This is a genomic window from Halosegnis longus (assembly GCF_009663395.1).
In the GTDB taxonomy this organism is placed as follows: domain Archaea; phylum Halobacteriota; class Halobacteria; order Halobacteriales; family Haloarculaceae; genus Halosegnis; species Halosegnis longus.
Map to the genome: position 1 here is coordinate 23,417 of NZ_QKNW01000002.1, position 15,836 is coordinate 39,252.

Genomic DNA, 15,836 nt, shown 5'->3' on the forward strand with positions numbered 1-15,836 from the left:
TCTGTATACCGCACGTAGTCTGTACCAAATTCGAAGAATTCTATTGAAGCTAAACATCCTACTCACTGCGTAACCCCCCGTGATTGTGTCCCGGTTACTACCCCACAGCGTGTAGGCGTTCACCGCGGCGAACGGATTCTACCTCAGTCTCTCTCCAGTTGAAATGGCGTTAGTAGATACGCGCGTATCCACCGCGCTCGCCAGCACCCTCGAACCCAGGCGGCAACTCGCGTCCAACCCTCACGTCCAGCAGGATGTGCTGTGCGGCCCGTGTGGCTGTTTGTGGTTGCCGGGTAGGTCTCCATCACACTCTGGGGCAACTGACCCACACGGTACCCGCTCGTGGCTGCTGTCTCGTCTCACTCGATATGCCCCGTCCTGTGCGTTGAGGCTATGGCGAGCCGGCCATCAACATCCTGCAGGTCGTGGTGACTCGCTGCGGCGAGTTCGTCGATTGTATCCTCAACCTCCGGACGCCGGAACCGGTCGCCAGAGACTTCCTCGACGACTTCGGACCGAGCGACACCGTAGCCGGAGTCGCGCTGGTGTTCGTCGACGTAGTCCACAACCACATCGCCGATATCGGTCGCATCGGCGTCGACTGTGATATCCTCGCGCTCGTGTAGTTTCGTCGCGCGGAGATATGTCGAGAGGACCGACTCCTTCTGCTTCTGGAACGCTTTGTACGTTCCCGAGATGGTGAGGCGGTCGCCCTCTTCGACCGTATCGCAGTCGTCGCCTCGGAGAAACACGATGAGCCTCGGTGGGTCTTCGAGCGTCGAGTTTGGTGGCTTCGTGAGTATCTTCTGATGGTCGATCAGGTCAGATTCGGAGAGCTTGAACCGGAGGACGGGGTTGCCACAGTCTTCACACCGCTCCGGTTTCTGCATCTCTCCGGGCTGTTGTCGTCGTTGATTGATGTAGTAACACGATGTGCATTCGAAAGCTGCATTATGACAGAATGGCTCGACTGGCCCAGCCTCGACGACAGCTGCGTCGACGGAAATCGTGGAGTTGAGGTCGGCCGCTCGCTGCTTCCCGACGCGAATCACGTCGCCCGGGTCGTCGCTCATTGGTCACCCTCGTAGAGCGCGACGTTGATGCGGTCCCATGGCAGTTCAACTACTTTCTCGCCGACAATCGAGAGGTCGTACTCGTCGTTATCGGTTCGTTTGTAACACGGCTCCAGATTCTTCGGCGATCCGTCGTCGTGAACACCGATATGGTTCTTCAGTGACCCTCGTTTGTAGTCTGGGTGAGGGGCCGCCCAGTCGGATTGCGTCCGCACTGGCCCCTCCTCGTCGAGAATTTCACACGCAGTGACCAGTTTCTCCCGCACGTCGCGGTCCTTATCGAGCCAGTCGCGAATCTGGCGTGGCACCTCGAAGTCCTTCGCGACCTCCTCGACGGTCGGGAGGTCCTCGGGATTGAACGTCACCTCCTCTTGCCCGCGCTCGGCCTCCGTTGACTGCAGCATCAGGTCGGTTTCGAGCGGATACGGCCGACGGTCTTTGAGTGCGCTCCGGACGAGCGCCTCGTTCCCGGCCACATCCTCGGCCGTCGTCCCGTCGGGGAAGTGTGCATCTGTCAGATACCACTGCGAGTAGTAGTCGCCCACCGACGGCTCCTCGTCTGCCGGGTCGTGCACGGTCCGTTCGGGGACATGAACCCACCAGTTGCAGTGGCGGTCGCCGCCGTCGACCCACGGGTCGTGCCGGTTGTCGTTATCGGGGTCGGGCCGGACCTCGGCCCCGAACGCGAGTCCGTAGCGGTCCAGCCAGAACTCGTCTTTCAGCGAGAGGGCACAGGGGGACCCGCGTAACTCCACCGGGTAGTACTTCTGGCCGCCGGCGACGACCATCCCCCAACCAATCGAAAACTGGTTCAGCTGTCGCCGCTCCTCGTCAGTGAAGTTGTGCGAGCGGTCCAGCGTCTCAATCCCCTCCTCGTTCTGCCGGAGGAGTACCTTCGTCGCGAAATTCTGCCGAATCGACTTCTCCACGTCGTTCAGCTTCTGCGTGCTCGCGAGCATCATGATACCGCGCGAGCCGCCGCGTGAGCCGATGCGGAAGAGCGTCTGTTTCAGGGCACGAATCGCTTTGGTCTGCCCGCCGCCAAACCCGTGCTTCGACGGCGCGAGATCCTTCAGTTCACGAATTTCCAGGCAGGCACGCGGGAGTCGTGCGTTCTCCTCACGTGCTTCCCAAATCAACTCCAGCCAGAGGTTGATGATGTAGTACTTCAGCGGCTCTTGGCCCCGCCCGAGGAACGACGTACAGAGAACCGTCGCCGTCTCCTGGTCGGCGATAACCTCGGCCATATCGATGTTCGTCGCGGCCGCTGGTGAGGTGATGAGGCCGTCGCCGGCGAGCCGAGCCAGTTGGTTCGCGGCGTCGGTGAGCACGTCCGAGGCCGGCATCTTGTACTCCGCCGTTTTCGTCACCGTTGAGCCGCCCTCGCGCTCGCCGACGGTTTCCGTCCAGGTCACCTCGGCAGGCGTTTCGCGAGCATAGAGATTTAGCTTGAAGATGAGTTCGGCCACGTCACCACCGTTGGCGAGCGTCTCGTCGAGTGCCTGCTCGATGCGGTGGACCACGTCACCCTCGCGCTTGTTCACACCGGCAAAGTTCAGAATCATCTCCGGCGTCAACTGGTCGATGCCGATGGTGAACTGTGTGAAGTTCGCCGGGAGTCGGTCGGGGACGGAGTCTTCCATCCGCGGGACCAGCACCTCAGCGTCGAAGCCGCGCGGCACCTGGTCGAGCCGGTCGAGATTCTGCTGGATGACTTCCTCGTCGGTTGGAATCGGGAGCATCGGGGTCTCCATCCGGCCATCATCGAAAATCGAGAAATAGGAATAGCCATGCTCTTCCCAGAGATTCATCCCAATCGAGGTGAGCGTTGAGTCCTTGCCAGACCGCGGGAGCGCACAGGCGAGGATATGGTCACACGAGTCGTGTGGGATTTCGACCTTCCGCGCGTCTAGATCGTCGGAGTTCTCAGCGGAGAGTCGCCGCCGACCGACAGGCGTCGGATTCTCCTCCTCGTCGAGCGACCCGAGGTGGCCGAGATTCTCGACAACTAACGGCGTCCAGTTCGACGGGTCGTGAATCGAGTTCTCGTACCCGAGCGCCTGCGCGACCGCCGAGAGCGTTGCTGCCTCCTCTTCGGCGTCGGGGAAGCGCCCCTGCGACCGCGCCCGGTCATGTGCTTGGTACGTCGCCCGGTATCTCGCGGCCATCTCGACGGTTATCTCTTCACCGAGATTCTCGGCCAGCGCTGCGGGCGACTGCAGCATCTGCTCGAGATCGGCGTCATTCTCCAGCACCGACCGAATGTGCGTCATGATTTCCGACGCCCGCCGCTCTTCGCGACTTCCAATCGCGGACCGTGCCTGCTTGAGCAAGCCGCGTACATAGCCTTCCGTCTGGAGCGTATCCTCGCGGGCGGCTCGCTCGCGCTGTGCCTCGATGACGCCACGGACGGCATCCGATATCTCGGCATCGTCCTGTGACTGAATCTGCTGGTATTTCCGTTCAAACGCGTCGCTATCGTGGGTCTGTGATTCTGACATGAATGCGAATCTGATTAGCTCGGTGTGGTCGTCCAACTGTCCGCGTCGATATGCGATGAGACGGCGGGGTCCCACGACGCCGAGAGGTCGGGCCGCTCGGGAAGCGGATACGTCGCCTCGGCATCGGGGTCGAAGTCGCCGTGGAACTGCGCGCGAATCTCCGCGGTTGACTCGGGCAAGCCCATCTCGCGGAGATACACAACGGTCACGTCGCGCATCTCACCGTCGCTCGACTGCACCGGCACGTCGATTTCCCAGAGTGCCGGCCCGAGCAGGTCGAGATAACACTCGCCGATGAGCTCCGGATCGTAGCGACCGTCGGGTGCTCGCGATGCCACGCGCTCGGCGAGTTGGTACTTCGGTACCATCGCCGGCGGGTGGTCGTTCTCGCGCACCTCGTCGAGAATTTCATCATACACTGCGCCCCGCGAGTACTCACTGTCGTTCCACTCGATGAGTTCCGGGAACGGCAGCATCTCGGCGGCATCCGTGGCCCACTGCTCCTGCTGTGCGGGCCATACATCCTCACCGTGGATGAGCTGATACCACCGTTTGGCTGTCGTGCGGGCAAGCCGGTGTTTGTCGTGGTCGAACAGCACCCGTCCACCGACGAAGACGACGTAGGCGTCGCGCCCGCCGTCCACGTCCTCGATGGGTTTTGCGAGCGCCATCGAATCGCTCCAGGTCGACGTGTCGCTGTCAGCGCGCGCACTTCGGACCGCACGCCGCTCTTGCCAGCGCCGGCCACCGTAGTAGCCTGTCCCAACGACAAGACCCATCGCCCCGAGGAGAACGTAGCCAACTGGGGAGAGCGTCACCGTCTCCAGTGCCACAATGCCGAGGAACATGATGAAGCCCGCTGGCAGGAGAAGCTGGTAGGCGATATTCCCGAGGGAGGCGGTCGCGGCGACCTGCTTGCGGAACGCCCGTAGCGTCTCGGCCAGTTGCGCCGTCGCGCTTTGCTGACCCCCGGCTGCGTGGTCGTCCTGCAGCGCCGTCTCGTCGGTCGTATCCAGCGACTCCTCAGTACTCGCCGCGCGCTCGTGAGCCTCCACCAGCATGGCCGTGCGGACGCCCGCCCGCGTGCCTGCCTGGAGTACCGCGGTCGCCATCTGGTTTGAGATGCAGTACTCGATGACGTTGTCCTCACGCGCGGCATCGAGCAGGCCGTGGTATTCCAGCACCAGTCGGTCGTGGCGCGCGGCCAGTCGCTCGCGGTCGGTGTCTGTGTCTTCATCGTCGACGGGCAGGCCGGCAAGGTCCGAGGCTCGGTCCTCGTAGGCACTTTGCAGCCGTTCAATATCGGCCTGCATCGCCGTGAGCTTCCGGTCAACAAACGCAGCCAGCGACTCGTCGGTGTCGCTGCTGGCTCCGGCATCGGTATCTACAGACTCTGTCTTCTCGGGACACGCCGGCAACGCACCGGAAACTGGATCGGCGAGTTCGCCGCCCTCTGTGGGCGTAGCCTCTTCGCCGGGTGCTTCATCGACGGCGTCGCCGTTGAACGCCCGCATCAGCTTGGCGCGCAACTGCTGTTCGCTGTGGTCCGTCGAGCCGTAGAGACCGACTGCCGCCGCCGTTGAGCGAACCTCGGCGGCGTACCGTTTGACAGCCTGCTTCGAGACGTTCGTCTCGGCGGCGGTCTTTGCGGCCATCCGGTCGCGCTGCCAGCGCAGCATCATCGCCGCCGCGATAAGCCCGAGCACACCGTACAGATACGTCGAGGAGCCGTACTTCACGAGCGTCCGAAGAATCGGCCCACTCTCCGTCGTCAGTGGGAGCGACAACCGGACGAGCAGGAACAGCACCCCGATGACGGCCATGAAGAACATGACCACGGCGAGCGCGAGGAGTCGGAGCCCAGCCGTCTCACGACTCCCGACGATGCGCATGAACGCGCGAGCAGCGTACTCGCGCAGTGGCGTGCCCGCACGACGTGGGAGGCGACCGCGCACAGCCGCGAGTGGCTGGTAGTCAGACCACCAGACGCCTGCACTCGCGAGGAAGAGGCCGACAACCGCCGCGATGAGCAAGAGCGACACCATCAGTCGTCACCTCGTGCAGCCGTCGTGTAGCGGTCCTCGTCGGCGCGGCCACTCTCCAGCCGGCCGGTCCCGGACTGCAGATGGTCGAGAGCCGTCGACACGCGCTGGTACGGCTCGCGATACTTCGGCAGGCCATGCTTTTCCGCGAGTCGCTGGAGGACGTACTTTGACTCGGCGAGGAAGCGCCGGGCACTGCCGAGATGCTGGTCGCGAATGATGGGTTCAATCCACGTCTCTTCAAGCGGCTCGCCGTTCTGCAGTGCCCGCTCAATCTCTGCGATACCCTCATGCGTGCGAACGAGTGGCCCGAGTTCGTTGCCCTCCTCATCGGTCACCACGTCGCCGGTGTGGTCACGAACCGGGTCGACATCGTCCGCGGATGGGTCGAGCCGGAGCAGGCGGCCGTCACCGTCGACGGCGGGTTTACCAGCCGCCAGTAGCTCCCCGAGTTGGCTCTCGGTCGCAACGCCCAGCTGCTCGCGATAATGAACCGCGCCGGTCCCGATCTTGTCCACGTCTTCCAGCCGCGACTCGGCGGCCTGCTCTTCATCGCGCCGATAGCGTTGCACGAGTTGGCTCCGACGGAGTTGGCTCAGTTGACTCTCGGCGAGCGACCGGAGTTTCCGCCCGTGCTTACTCAGGAGGCGTCGCGAGAGCAGAATCAGCCCGACGGCAGTCAGGAACAGCAACAGGCCGGTACTCAGATAGAGGATGAACAAGTTCTGAATCCGGGTGAGGTCGCCGGCGAGGAAGTTATCGAAGACGCTCGCACGCTGCTGGAGATTCTCCTGCCAGTTGCGAATGCCAGCGAGCGAGCCCTCGTAGCCAGCGTCCTCGGCTTGGTCCTGCAGGTCCTCGATGAGGCCCTGCCCGTTCGCGACCGACGGCGGCACGGTCGTCGTCCCGGTGCCGCTCACGTAGAGGTCAATCGTGCGCGTTGAGTCGTCGGCGAAGAACAGCTCCAGTGAGTAGTATGATTCCGAGTCGGGCGACGCCTCGGGTTGCCACTCCAACTGAATGGTCTGGTCGCCATCGAGGATGCGCGCCTCCCCACCCGGCTGGGTGATGCGAACCGCCTCGACGGGAATGGTCGTCGCGAAGCCAGCGCTCCGGCCGGTGATGTTGTAGGCGCTCCCCGCCTCGCCGGTGGTTATCGACGAGTACTGCTCGCCGAAATCCAGTGGCGCAAGCCGCACCTGCTCGGCGAGTGAGGGTGTGGCCGTGCCGTTCTCATCGTCTGGGGTTGGCGTACCGCCGTCGTCGTCCTCCTGGAGCGCGGGCGCCACAGACGTGTCGGCCGCTGTTGCACCACCGGCGGCGGTCGCCGGCACCGCGAGGAGCACGACAAGAAACACCACAAGCAGTCGTTTCATCGACGGTCCTCCCCGCTCTCGGCGTCAAACGGCGGCTGGTCCCGGGACTGATGTCCCTGTGATTCGATTTGCTCGAGTATCTGGTTGGTCGTCATATTGCCGTTGATGTAGGGTTGAATCTCTTCGATATGGTCCGTCACGTAGTTCCAGGCGTCCTCGCGAGCGAGGCTCAGCTCTTCTTCCTTCTTCCGGAGCTCCTCGGACATGGAGCCAATCCGTACCTGCAGTTCCCGCGTCCGGTCGCGAAGGTTGCGGTTGTCCGTCCGCAATTGCTCGCGCTCTTTGGCCGACATCGTCGCCGGCGGGAGCCAGATGTAGTCCGGCTCTGTCTCGGGGGTCAGTGACTTCACACGCCCCTTCGTCCGGAAGTGCCAGACGTTCGGTTTTACCTCGGTCGCCCACGGCGGAATCTCGTAGCCAATCTTGTCCGAGACCGGCCGCGTCAGGTCGGAATCATCCCGGAGCGCGCGGTCGTCGGCGATGCGCTTTGCCGACCGAGCGACCCCAAGCGTTCGCGTGTTCGAATACTCGTAGGCGACCATCGACGAGCCATCGACTTCGGGGTCGTCCCGATCCGACCGCGCATCCGGCGCGTTCGAGATATCGCGACCGTCAATAGGCACGGTAATCTCCTGCTCGTCACGCCCACTCTCGGGGTCGGCTTCCACCGTCGCGACGAGTTCGCCTTCGTTCGCCGAGCGCCGGCGCTCGAACCCGATTGCGACCGGAAGGGAGACCGCCACGACCGTGCCGACCTGCACGACAGGGTTGGCGAGTATGCCCGACGGCCCGCCGCTCTGGAGGAACGAGAAGCCCTCGTAGCCGACGACACAGAGTGCGACGAGCAACGCCCCGAGGGTGATTTTGCCCTCGGTAGGCAGCGAGCCGAGGCGTGTCCCAAGCCCGACCGAGTCGTCCTGCACGGCCTGCTGGCGCGCCTCACTCGTCTCCTCGATGCCGCCCGACGCACTCGCCTGCGATTGGCCGAGGCGATAGATGATGGCGACGACGGCGAGCGCAATGACGAGCGCAAGCACCACGAGGACGGGCGTCGAGACGTTGCCCAGCAACGGAACGGACGCCATCAGTCGGCCCCCGCGTCGGCAACCGACGCTGTCCCATCGTCAAGCTCGGGGTCGTCCCCGTCGCGTGGTTCAAACAGGCCGACCTCGGGGTCGCCCCGAATCACGTCTGCACCCTCGAACGCGCCAGGGGAGATGTCGAACTCCATCGCGCTCGTGATGCTTTGCTCAATCTCCGACTCCGCGTCATGGAAGATGAGCCGGTCCTCGACGACCATCAGCAGAATCTGGCCGCGCTTCACCAGCGGTTCGTATGCCGTACTAACGCGCTCGACGGCGTCTTCGAGGATGTGACACTGGTTGTCGGCGGCGAGTCGGCGGAGCCGCTGTCGCCGGCGGACGGGGTCTTCGATATGCTCCATAATCTGTTGGAGCTGCCGTTCCGTGCCGTAGTCGGCGAACACGGGACAGGCCGCCCCCGCCTCGTAGTGCGGACAGCCTTCGCAGTCGTCGGGAAACTCATCCCGACCGTCCGTCGTCCCCGGCGTGCGGTACATCGCGTTCCCCCGCGTCAGTTCGGCCGTGCGCTTGGAGATGTGCTCGCGAGCGCTGGCGGCCGGGAGTTCGCGCGCGATGACGAGCCACTCGGTCACACCCTTGAGCAGTGCTTGCTCGTGCCCGAGATTATCCCGGTGCATCGAGAGTTTCTGTCTGAGTTCGGCGGCATCCTGCTGGAGGATATCGGCCTCGTCAGTGTCGTCGCTAATCGGATTGTGTCTCATGTGTTGAATCAGGTGCAGACTCGGGGTCTGCGAAGCCGCGGTCGATTGCGATGCGATGCAGTTCGTCGGTGGCCTCAGGACAGAGGTCGCCGTCCGGGGCGGCCACCTCAGCCCCGTCGGCGACATCAGCGACTAACCCGTCTGGTGGGCCGTCGACGGCGATGGGATACTCGTCGACGGCCTCGACGGGCAGGAGCAACAGACCGCCACCCTCGGTCGGCTGCGCGATGACTCGGCCACCATCGGACAGCGCCCGCGGGAACGCGGAGTCGTCGACAAAGCCCGCCCGGAGGTACGCCTGCAGCCCAGCGCCGTTGGAGATGATATCCAACACCGAGTAATCAGTCATGGCGTGAGCCCTCCGTTATCGTTGTACTATGATTATAACGCGGCCAGCTGGCGAAAAGACGATACGGAACGGCCATCAGCCGTTCACCATCTGTCGCCAGTCGTCTTTCGCGTCGCCGATGCGTGTCGTTGCGATAGCTGCCCCGAGGATGACCATGATGAACGCGACCGACCGCGCCCACCCGCCCAAGAACAAGAGCCCGCCGAAGATGGCGACGTACGCGATGCCACCGAGCGCCTGCGTCACGTTCGACAGGAGGCCGATGCCGTCGCCGAACGATTTGCCGATCCAGCGCCCGGCGAGGACGCCGACGACGAGGAGCACCGCGCCGATGACGAGCGTTTGCCCAGCGGCCATCAGTCCCGCCCCCGGTCGTTGCCGTCAGACCCGACCAAGTCGCGGACGCGGTCTTCGGTTCGGCGACCTTTCGCGCCCATCTCTCGATTCAAGATAAGGTCCCACGCGAGGGAACTCCCGAGCAGTACTGCGACAACCAGCGCCGCGAGCACAGCCGCCAGGACGAACCCGCCGCCGGCGACGAGCGCCGGCAACAGGAGCGCCGTGGCGAGCACGGCCGCGGCGATGATGAGGATTCGTGAAACCATTAGTTGAGCCTCCGTCTCCGAATCATGACCGGCAGGACCGTCCCGCCGAATAGTGAGAAGTCGCCCAGCATGTCGAGCCCGGAGAGGTAGCTCTTCAGCTGGTAGTCGATGTTCGCTCGGAACCCGGGATTCGCGTAGAACTTCACGACCGCGTCCTCGCGTGCCGCTTCCGAGAAGTGGAACGCGACGGCCGTGCCGTTCTGCGTCTCACTGTAGTAGACCGGGTCGGACGCATCCTGGCCCGCATCGCGCCACGAGCTGTAGCCGTCGACGCTCGGGGCTTTCGCAAGCGCACGCCAGTCGTCGATAGACTGGCCGTTCGTCGCGTTCTCCAGCGGGACAACCACACGGGCCGACCCGTCGGCGGCAATCTCGTAGGTGTGCTTCTCGACACTGCTACTGCTGAAGTCGGGGAGGACCTCCTCCCACGCGCTCTTCGACTGCTCGGCGCGTTCCGTCACCCATGACATCGAGAAGATGCGGGCTTGGTTCGGGCTGAACGAGGCCGTCGTCTCGGGTGGCAGGGTGAACGCGATTTTCGTGTACGTCCGGTCGGCCTCAAAGTCGTGCGTGGCATCCCACGTCGCCTCGATATCCGCGTTGTCGGCAGACACCGTGCCCGGCAACTCTGCCGGCGGAACTGCTTCCTCGTCGGCCTTCACGACCAGTCGCACGCAGTAGCCGTTCGGATTCTCGCCCGTAATCCGGTAGAACGAGTTGGCCGTGCCGACCGTCACGCGTGTATTCTGGGTCGTCGTCTCGACGGTCGTCCCGTTCGCGAGGGTGTCAATCTTCGCCGCGTCAGTCATGAGCGCGTCGTGCGTCACAACTGTCTGGCAGTCGGATTGCTGGCTTGTGCCCGCTGCTGGGCCGACAGTGACGGCCATGCCCACGAGCATAAGCGCACAAGCGAGTACGAGGAGTCGTCTCATCGACGCACCCTCCCGACCAGTCGGCCGAGGCTTGTCCGCACGGCGCTGCCGAACTGGCGCGTGCCGTCGACGAGTCGCTGGCCGAAGGCGTTGGTCCGGCGTCGCCACCGGTCGCCGGCGTCGCCGTCCCAGTAGTCAGCGGCCCAGTCGCGGAACCGCTGGTACGGGAGCACGATGCGAATGAGCATCCCAGCGGCGATGGACGCCAGCACCGCGGCGAGAATGCCACTCACCGTCGCCGAGGCGACGATGAGCGCCAACGTGCCGGCGAGAAAGACGCCCCGAGCGAGCCAGCGGAACGCCGACACTTCCGCGTCCGCGACCGCTCGGCGTACGTCATCCTGTGACGGGGGATCGTAGTCGAGGAGGCTCATCTGTCACCTCGCAGGTAGCGGTATGGCCAGCGGACGGGGATAGTCACGACGAGCGCGACCGTCACGAACAGCGTCGCGAGGGCGTACGTGGCTGCCCACACGGTATTTCCACCCGCGTAGCCGACACGCCGGGCGTAGGACGTGTCACCGTCCATGAGGCAGTCGCCGGCGTCACTGAGGCGGTCACCAGCCCGTCGCCAGTACGTCTCCGGCAACGATTCGTGGCGTCGTTTTTGGGCGTCGCGATGGCCCCGGGAGTCGCCGGACCACCCGCCCTTACTGTGCGTCATCCGTGCCCTCCGCGGCCAGTGCAGCCGCTCAGGGGTAGTCGAGTACTGTGTGTCATACTGAATCAGCCTCGAACCGTCTGCAGGCCGAACCGGCCCAACCCGATCAAGAAGGTAATCGTGAACAGGACGACGAGAATGAGCGTCGCACCAAAGCTGAACAGCGCCGACACGTAGGCGGCCCCCATCCCGAGCAGCGAGAAGACCATCTGGTCGCGTGGCTCACCGAACAGCACCGCCCGAAGCCCCTCCTGTGCGAACTGGACAGGGTCGTCCTGCAGTGTCGCGTTGACCATTATTCTCTCACCCCGTCGGGCAGGTCGATGGAGTCGCTGTAGGCCTGCATCCGCGAGAGTAGTGCCATGTCAACGTCGCGGTTCTCGGCGACGTACTCCGTCGCGAAGTAGTCGAGTTCACTCGCCGCATCCTCGGCGGCGAACTCCTCGATGGTGAGCGTCCCGTCGACGTCGCGGGTGGTGTCGTTCACCATCCGGAGATTCGTGAACTCGCCGTTGCTCTCGTCGGCAAGCAGGTAGCGCGTCGCGGTCGCGTCCTCCACGACGAACTCCACGGCGATGGTGTCCCAATCGCTCACCGGCGCACTCACGCGCTGGTTCACGTATGGTTCGAGCGCGGCAGCGTGCGTCTCGAACACGGCGCTCGTGTTGCTCGCGTACTGCTGGGCGCGGTCCATCGACGACGTGTCGGCGGTCAACTTCCCGAACTCGTACATCGCGCGGTCGATGAACTTCTGCGCGACGGTCGAGACCGCGTCGACCCGTTCACCGAGCGTCGCATCACTCGACGACACCTCAACGCCCGTGAGTTGGTCGAACAGACTCGACTCCTCCTGGGTCTGTGTTGCTGTGGCGACGCCGGCCCCACTCGTCACGAGCAGGACGGCGACCGCGAGGACGGCGACAGTGGAAAGGCGGCTCACGGTGGTCCACTCCGGTTGTACCGCGGCGTTGGTGTTCGCCAGAGGGCGACCGCCGCGACGATGAAGAGGCCGATGCCAGTCGCCGCTGCGACCGTTGACGCCGAGACGGACAGCGGCATGTCCGTGAGGAGGCGGGGCAGCGCCGCGGCGAGCATGAGTCCGCCGCCAGCACCGACGCCGACGAGCGCGAGGTCAGCGTCCGTCATGGCCCTTGCCTCGTGGAGTCTGCTGTTGCTGTGTGGTGTAAATGTATCATAGGTTGAATTGCTCACCCCGAGAGTCGAACTCGGTCCCTGCGGTGAGCGCGAAAGAATGGACTGCGATGCTCCGACAGAGCCGGAGCGAGCGGCGTTACTTTGCGGGTGCGCCCCACCACCAGCGGAACCACTCGTCACCGCCGCCGGTGAGCGCGAAGATCGTCTGCCCGATGGCCCAGCTGAACGCCGACGAGACGAGCATCCCGGCTCGCCCGTCTTCGTCGAGGCCCTCGCTACCGAGCAGGAGCTGCCAGATGATATCCAGCAGCATCCACACCAGCGCGACAAGGCCGACCAGCACGACGACGATGTAGCCGACCGTCGCCTGCCAGACAAGCGCGATGATGCGCCAGAGCGCCTGTGCTCGATATTCGTTGCTGAAGGTATCCATCGGGACTCACCCCTGCAGCGTCGGGCGACCGATGAAGAGCAGTCCAGCGCCGAGCATGCCCGTCAGCGACGAGATGGACGGGATGAAGCTGAAGAAGCCGGAGTCACCGAACGTGGTGACGGACTCGAACATTCCCAGCTCCTCACCAGCCGTCGTGGAGATGTCGGCGCTGCTCTCGCCCTCGTAGGCGTCACCGAGCGTGATGCTGTGGGCGGGGTAGCCGCCGACGCTATCGTACTCGGCGTACGTCGCCCCACTCGCGTCGAGCACCGACTCGGGTGCAATCTGCGAGTAGATGCCGTAGTTCTCGTCGTCGAGCGTGACGATGTGCTCACTGATTCGGTCACTCTCCGAGATGTCCGACGAAGAGAGTCCGAGGAACGACGAGTCAGACGACGCGCTCGATTCGAAGGCCGAGGAGACGGTGTCGTTAGCGTAGACCACGTTGACGGTCGTGCCTGCGCCGCCGATGGCGACATCAGACGCTTCGACCGTCGCGGTCGTCGTGTTCTCCGTGTTGCCGAAGAGCGTCTCTTGGAGGAATCCCGGCTCTTCCTCTTCGGTTTCAGCGACGCCGGATGCGGTCGCGTTGGAGCCGATGAAGACGACCGCGCGGTCGCCGACGTTGTTGAGCGTACCGGAGATCGAAGCGGTCGGCGGCGAGTCGGCCGTCGTATCGCCAATCATGCGGACACTGACGGACTTGGACTCGCCCGCGCCCATCTCGATGGCTGCGAAGTCGCTCTGTGTGAGCGTGATTTCGTAGCCGTTGTTCGCCGAGTCGTACTCCGAGAACCGCGTGGAGTCGCCTGAAATTCGCTTGACGACTTCATCGGTTTCGCGGTCAACGATTTCGATGGCGATATTCTGCGTGTCGTAGGTCGCACGCAGGACGCCGATGTCGGTCGCACTACCGTTGAAGTCAGCGACGCTGAAGCCGTCGGTGATGTCTGAAGTCTCTTGGCTGTCGGTTGTTTCGGTGTCCACCGTCGGCACGGCGAGCGCGCCGCCCGATGCGGCGAGCAGGAGCGCGGCGACCATCGCCAGCGCGCCAAAGGTGGCTGTGATACTATCGCGTCGGAATGAAATATCCATGAATTAGTGTCGGAATCGCAGTACGGTGCGAGCGTGAGAAGCAAGCGGTCGGTGAGTGATTGAGGCGGTGGGACGGGTGGTGGTGGGGTCCCTCCACCTTCGTGACGACGCGGTCGCTGGTCAGCGTGGCTGTGTGGCTGTGTCATGAGTGTCGTGAGTGAGAATGGCTTCGTTGGCTGGTCTTTGTGTGGCGTCGCCGGAAGGCGACTGGCAGTATCGGTACCCGAAGCTACGGCTGATAGTCGAATTGTGTATGAGAACGGTGCGGCGCTGTATCCTCTCCCTACGTCCTCAGTTGGTTCAGACGTTGAGGAAGGTGACTTATCGCTTCAATCCAGCTAACCGTATTTCGCCGCATCGGGGCTTTTCGTCACTTAGTCGTCGTCAGCGGTGTACGCGCCACCTCGACGCTTGATACGTGCGACAACGAGCTGCCCATCGCCCTGCCGGAAGCTTACGGACAGCCGGAACTCCCCGACGCGTATCTTCTTGTGCGGGCTGTTTTGCAGTGGCTCACCGTAGTCGGGTGGGTCGCGCCACGGTGAGGAGACGATTTCATCGAGCTTGTCGAGTATCCGGTCTTGGTCGGCGGGAGACAGTCCCGCGAGGTCGTCCTCGGCGGTCGAAGAGAGTACCCACGTCCACTCCACATCACTCATCGCTTGTGCCGAATCGCTCGCGGGCCTCCTCGGCGCTCGTCGTCTGATCCTCGCGGAGGTCCTCCTCCACTTGGAGCAGCGCGACGAGTTCGTCGCGGTCGAACGTCGGGAACTCGATAGCGTCTCGAAGCGTGTACCGGATGAACTCGCTCCGGCTGTTGAACCCGCGCCCCTGCCACGTGTCGTCGATTTCGTCGAGGAACGACTCGGTGACTTTGAAATTCACCGTGGCGATTTCGTCCGTATCATCGTTGTTTGTATCTGCTTCAGACATATAGACGTAATACGTATATCTTACCAATAGTCATTTCGGCGGAATCACAACCGGCTGGCGTGGGCCGTAGAGAACCGTATCGAGGAAGAATTTGTCTCGAAGTTGGAGTGAAACGGCTGTTCAGTGGGTATGCGAATGTATCAAAACCCATTTGTTGAGAGACGAATAGCCGGACGTTATGACAACTACGGTGTATTTCGACCTTGATGGAACCCTTCTCGACTACACTACCCCTTTCGCAGAACTCTTCGCACAGACACTACCAACCACTGCCTCCGACGAGATGGTTGAAACGTATTCTGAACAGGTACTATCAGGGATTACGCAAGTAGATGAAGACCCATACAGACGAGCGTTCGAGATGGTTCGTCAAGAGTACGACCTCAATATTAATCCAGAGACACTTGCGGCGGAGTATATCAAGAGAGAGGCCAATGCGACTCAACTATCTCCATCAGTAAAACGACTCGTAGAGTCCGTTGCAAGCCAACATCAAACCGGTATTCTCACAAACGGAGATGGACGAATGCAGCGTCAGAAGCTCAAACAACACGCGCTCGACGAACTCGTAGATACGGTTATCGTTTCGAATGAAGTCGAGTCACGGAAGCCGAGCCAAGAAATATTTGAAGAAGCCAAGGAACGGCTTCCGGCAGAAACATTCGTTTACATCGGAGATACGTTTGAGGAGGACATCATACCAGCACGCGAAGCGGGGTTTAAGACAGTCTATGTCGGTGAGGACAACCAACCGGACGCAGCAGTAGCCACTAGAGGAACAGAAGAACTGGCGGAGATACTTCTCCCATTAATCGAGGAAATCTCTGTAAAGTAGTTCTTCTATACTGATCAAAACGTGAGTTTCCTATGCGGGGCA

At 62.9% G+C, this 15,836-nt stretch carries 20 protein-coding genes; 1 reads left to right on the forward strand and 19 read right to left on the reverse strand.

Annotated features, from left to right (window positions below; genetic code table 11):
* Positions 1-359 precede the first annotated feature (359 nt).
* From DM818_RS13310 to DM818_RS13400, 19 genes are all read right to left on the reverse strand, one after another.
* Positions 360-1,073 (reverse strand): minichromosome maintenance protein MCM, encoded by a 714-nt coding sequence (locus DM818_RS13310; protein WP_153952723.1) that lies wholly within the window; start codon positions 1,071-1,073, stop codon positions 360-362.
* Positions 1,070-3,574, reverse strand: a complete 2,505-nt coding sequence (locus DM818_RS13315; protein ID WP_153952724.1) for a hypothetical protein — start codon at positions 3,572-3,574, stop codon at positions 1,070-1,072. The genes DM818_RS13310 and DM818_RS13315 overlap by 4 nt, the downstream gene beginning before the upstream one ends.
* Positions 3,575-3,588: 14 nt before the next feature.
* Positions 3,589-5,619, reverse strand: coding sequence for a hypothetical protein (locus DM818_RS13320; protein WP_153952725.1), 2,031 nt, complete (start codon positions 5,617-5,619; stop codon positions 3,589-3,591).
* Positions 5,619-6,992, reverse strand: a complete 1,374-nt coding sequence (locus DM818_RS13325) for a hypothetical protein (RefSeq protein WP_153952726.1) — start codon at positions 6,990-6,992, stop codon at positions 5,619-5,621. The genes DM818_RS13320 and DM818_RS13325 overlap by 1 nt, the downstream gene beginning before the upstream one ends.
* A complete protein-coding gene (locus DM818_RS13330; protein WP_153952727.1) occupies positions 6,989-8,077 on the reverse strand; it encodes a hypothetical protein in 1,089 nt (362 codons plus the stop codon). Before DM818_RS13330 ends, DM818_RS13325 begins: the two co-directional genes overlap by 4 nt.
* The gene (locus tag DM818_RS13335) at positions 8,077-8,796 is read right to left on the reverse strand and encodes a hypothetical protein (RefSeq protein WP_153952728.1); all 720 of its coding nucleotides are present in this window, start codon (positions 8,794-8,796) and stop codon (positions 8,077-8,079) included. Before DM818_RS13335 ends, DM818_RS13330 begins: the two co-directional genes overlap by 1 nt.
* On the reverse strand, positions 8,777-9,145 hold the full coding sequence (locus tag DM818_RS13340; RefSeq protein WP_153952729.1) for a hypothetical protein: 369 nt from the start codon (positions 9,143-9,145) through the stop codon (positions 8,777-8,779). Before DM818_RS13340 ends, DM818_RS13335 begins: the two co-directional genes overlap by 20 nt.
* A gap of 75 nt (positions 9,146-9,220) precedes the next feature.
* Positions 9,221-9,502 carry a hypothetical protein gene (locus DM818_RS13345; RefSeq protein ID WP_153952730.1) on the reverse strand — a complete coding sequence of 94 codons (282 nt, stop codon included), beginning with the start codon at positions 9,500-9,502 and terminating at the stop codon, positions 9,221-9,223.
* Positions 9,502-9,750 (reverse strand): hypothetical protein, encoded by a 249-nt coding sequence (locus DM818_RS13350; protein WP_153952731.1) that lies wholly within the window; start codon positions 9,748-9,750, stop codon positions 9,502-9,504. Before DM818_RS13350 ends, DM818_RS13345 begins: the two co-directional genes overlap by 1 nt.
* Complete coding sequence (locus DM818_RS13355) at positions 9,750-10,559, reverse strand: hypothetical protein (protein WP_153952732.1); 810 nt, start codon at positions 10,557-10,559, stop codon at positions 9,750-9,752. Before DM818_RS13355 ends, DM818_RS13350 begins: the two co-directional genes overlap by 1 nt.
* Before the next feature lie 119 nt (positions 10,560-10,678).
* Positions 10,679-11,056 carry a hypothetical protein gene (locus DM818_RS13360; RefSeq protein ID WP_153952733.1) on the reverse strand — a complete coding sequence of 126 codons (378 nt, stop codon included), beginning with the start codon at positions 11,054-11,056 and terminating at the stop codon, positions 10,679-10,681.
* Positions 11,053-11,211, reverse strand: coding sequence for a hypothetical protein (locus DM818_RS13365; RefSeq protein ID WP_153952734.1), 159 nt, complete (start codon positions 11,209-11,211; stop codon positions 11,053-11,055). The genes DM818_RS13360 and DM818_RS13365 overlap by 4 nt, the downstream gene beginning before the upstream one ends.
* 197 nt (positions 11,212-11,408) lie before the next feature.
* Positions 11,409-11,639 carry a hypothetical protein gene (locus DM818_RS13370; RefSeq protein WP_153952735.1) on the reverse strand — a complete coding sequence of 77 codons (231 nt, stop codon included), beginning with the start codon at positions 11,637-11,639 and terminating at the stop codon, positions 11,409-11,411.
* Positions 11,639-12,283 carry a hypothetical protein gene (locus tag DM818_RS13375; protein ID WP_153952736.1) on the reverse strand — a complete coding sequence of 215 codons (645 nt, stop codon included), beginning with the start codon at positions 12,281-12,283 and terminating at the stop codon, positions 11,639-11,641. The genes DM818_RS13370 and DM818_RS13375 overlap by 1 nt, the downstream gene beginning before the upstream one ends.
* The gene (locus DM818_RS13380; protein WP_153952737.1) at positions 12,280-12,489 is read right to left on the reverse strand and encodes a hypothetical protein; all 210 of its coding nucleotides are present in this window, start codon (positions 12,487-12,489) and stop codon (positions 12,280-12,282) included. The genes DM818_RS13375 and DM818_RS13380 overlap by 4 nt, the downstream gene beginning before the upstream one ends.
* 145 nt (positions 12,490-12,634) lie before the next feature.
* Positions 12,635-12,931, reverse strand: a complete 297-nt coding sequence (locus DM818_RS13385; RefSeq protein ID WP_153952738.1) for a hypothetical protein — start codon at positions 12,929-12,931, stop codon at positions 12,635-12,637.
* Between the two features lie 6 nt (positions 12,932-12,937).
* Positions 12,938-14,026: a hypothetical protein gene (locus tag DM818_RS13390; RefSeq protein WP_153952739.1), complete on the reverse strand. Its 1,089-nt coding sequence runs from the start codon at positions 14,024-14,026 to the stop codon at positions 12,938-12,940.
* Positions 14,027-14,400: 374 nt separating this feature from the next.
* On the reverse strand, positions 14,401-14,685 hold the full coding sequence (locus DM818_RS13395; protein WP_153952740.1) for a type II toxin-antitoxin system RelE family toxin: 285 nt from the start codon (positions 14,683-14,685) through the stop codon (positions 14,401-14,403).
* Positions 14,678-14,959, reverse strand: coding sequence for a ribbon-helix-helix domain-containing protein (locus DM818_RS13400; RefSeq protein ID WP_153952741.1), 282 nt, complete (start codon positions 14,957-14,959; stop codon positions 14,678-14,680). Before DM818_RS13400 ends, DM818_RS13395 begins: the two co-directional genes overlap by 8 nt.
* Before the next feature lie 178 nt (positions 14,960-15,137).
* Here DM818_RS13400 and DM818_RS13405 point away from each other — a divergent pair, with 178 nt between their 5' ends.
* Positions 15,138-15,794 carry an HAD family hydrolase gene (locus tag DM818_RS13405; protein WP_172977341.1) on the forward strand — a complete coding sequence of 219 codons (657 nt, stop codon included), beginning with the start codon at positions 15,138-15,140 and terminating at the stop codon, positions 15,792-15,794.
* Positions 15,795-15,836: the final 42 nt, after the last annotated feature.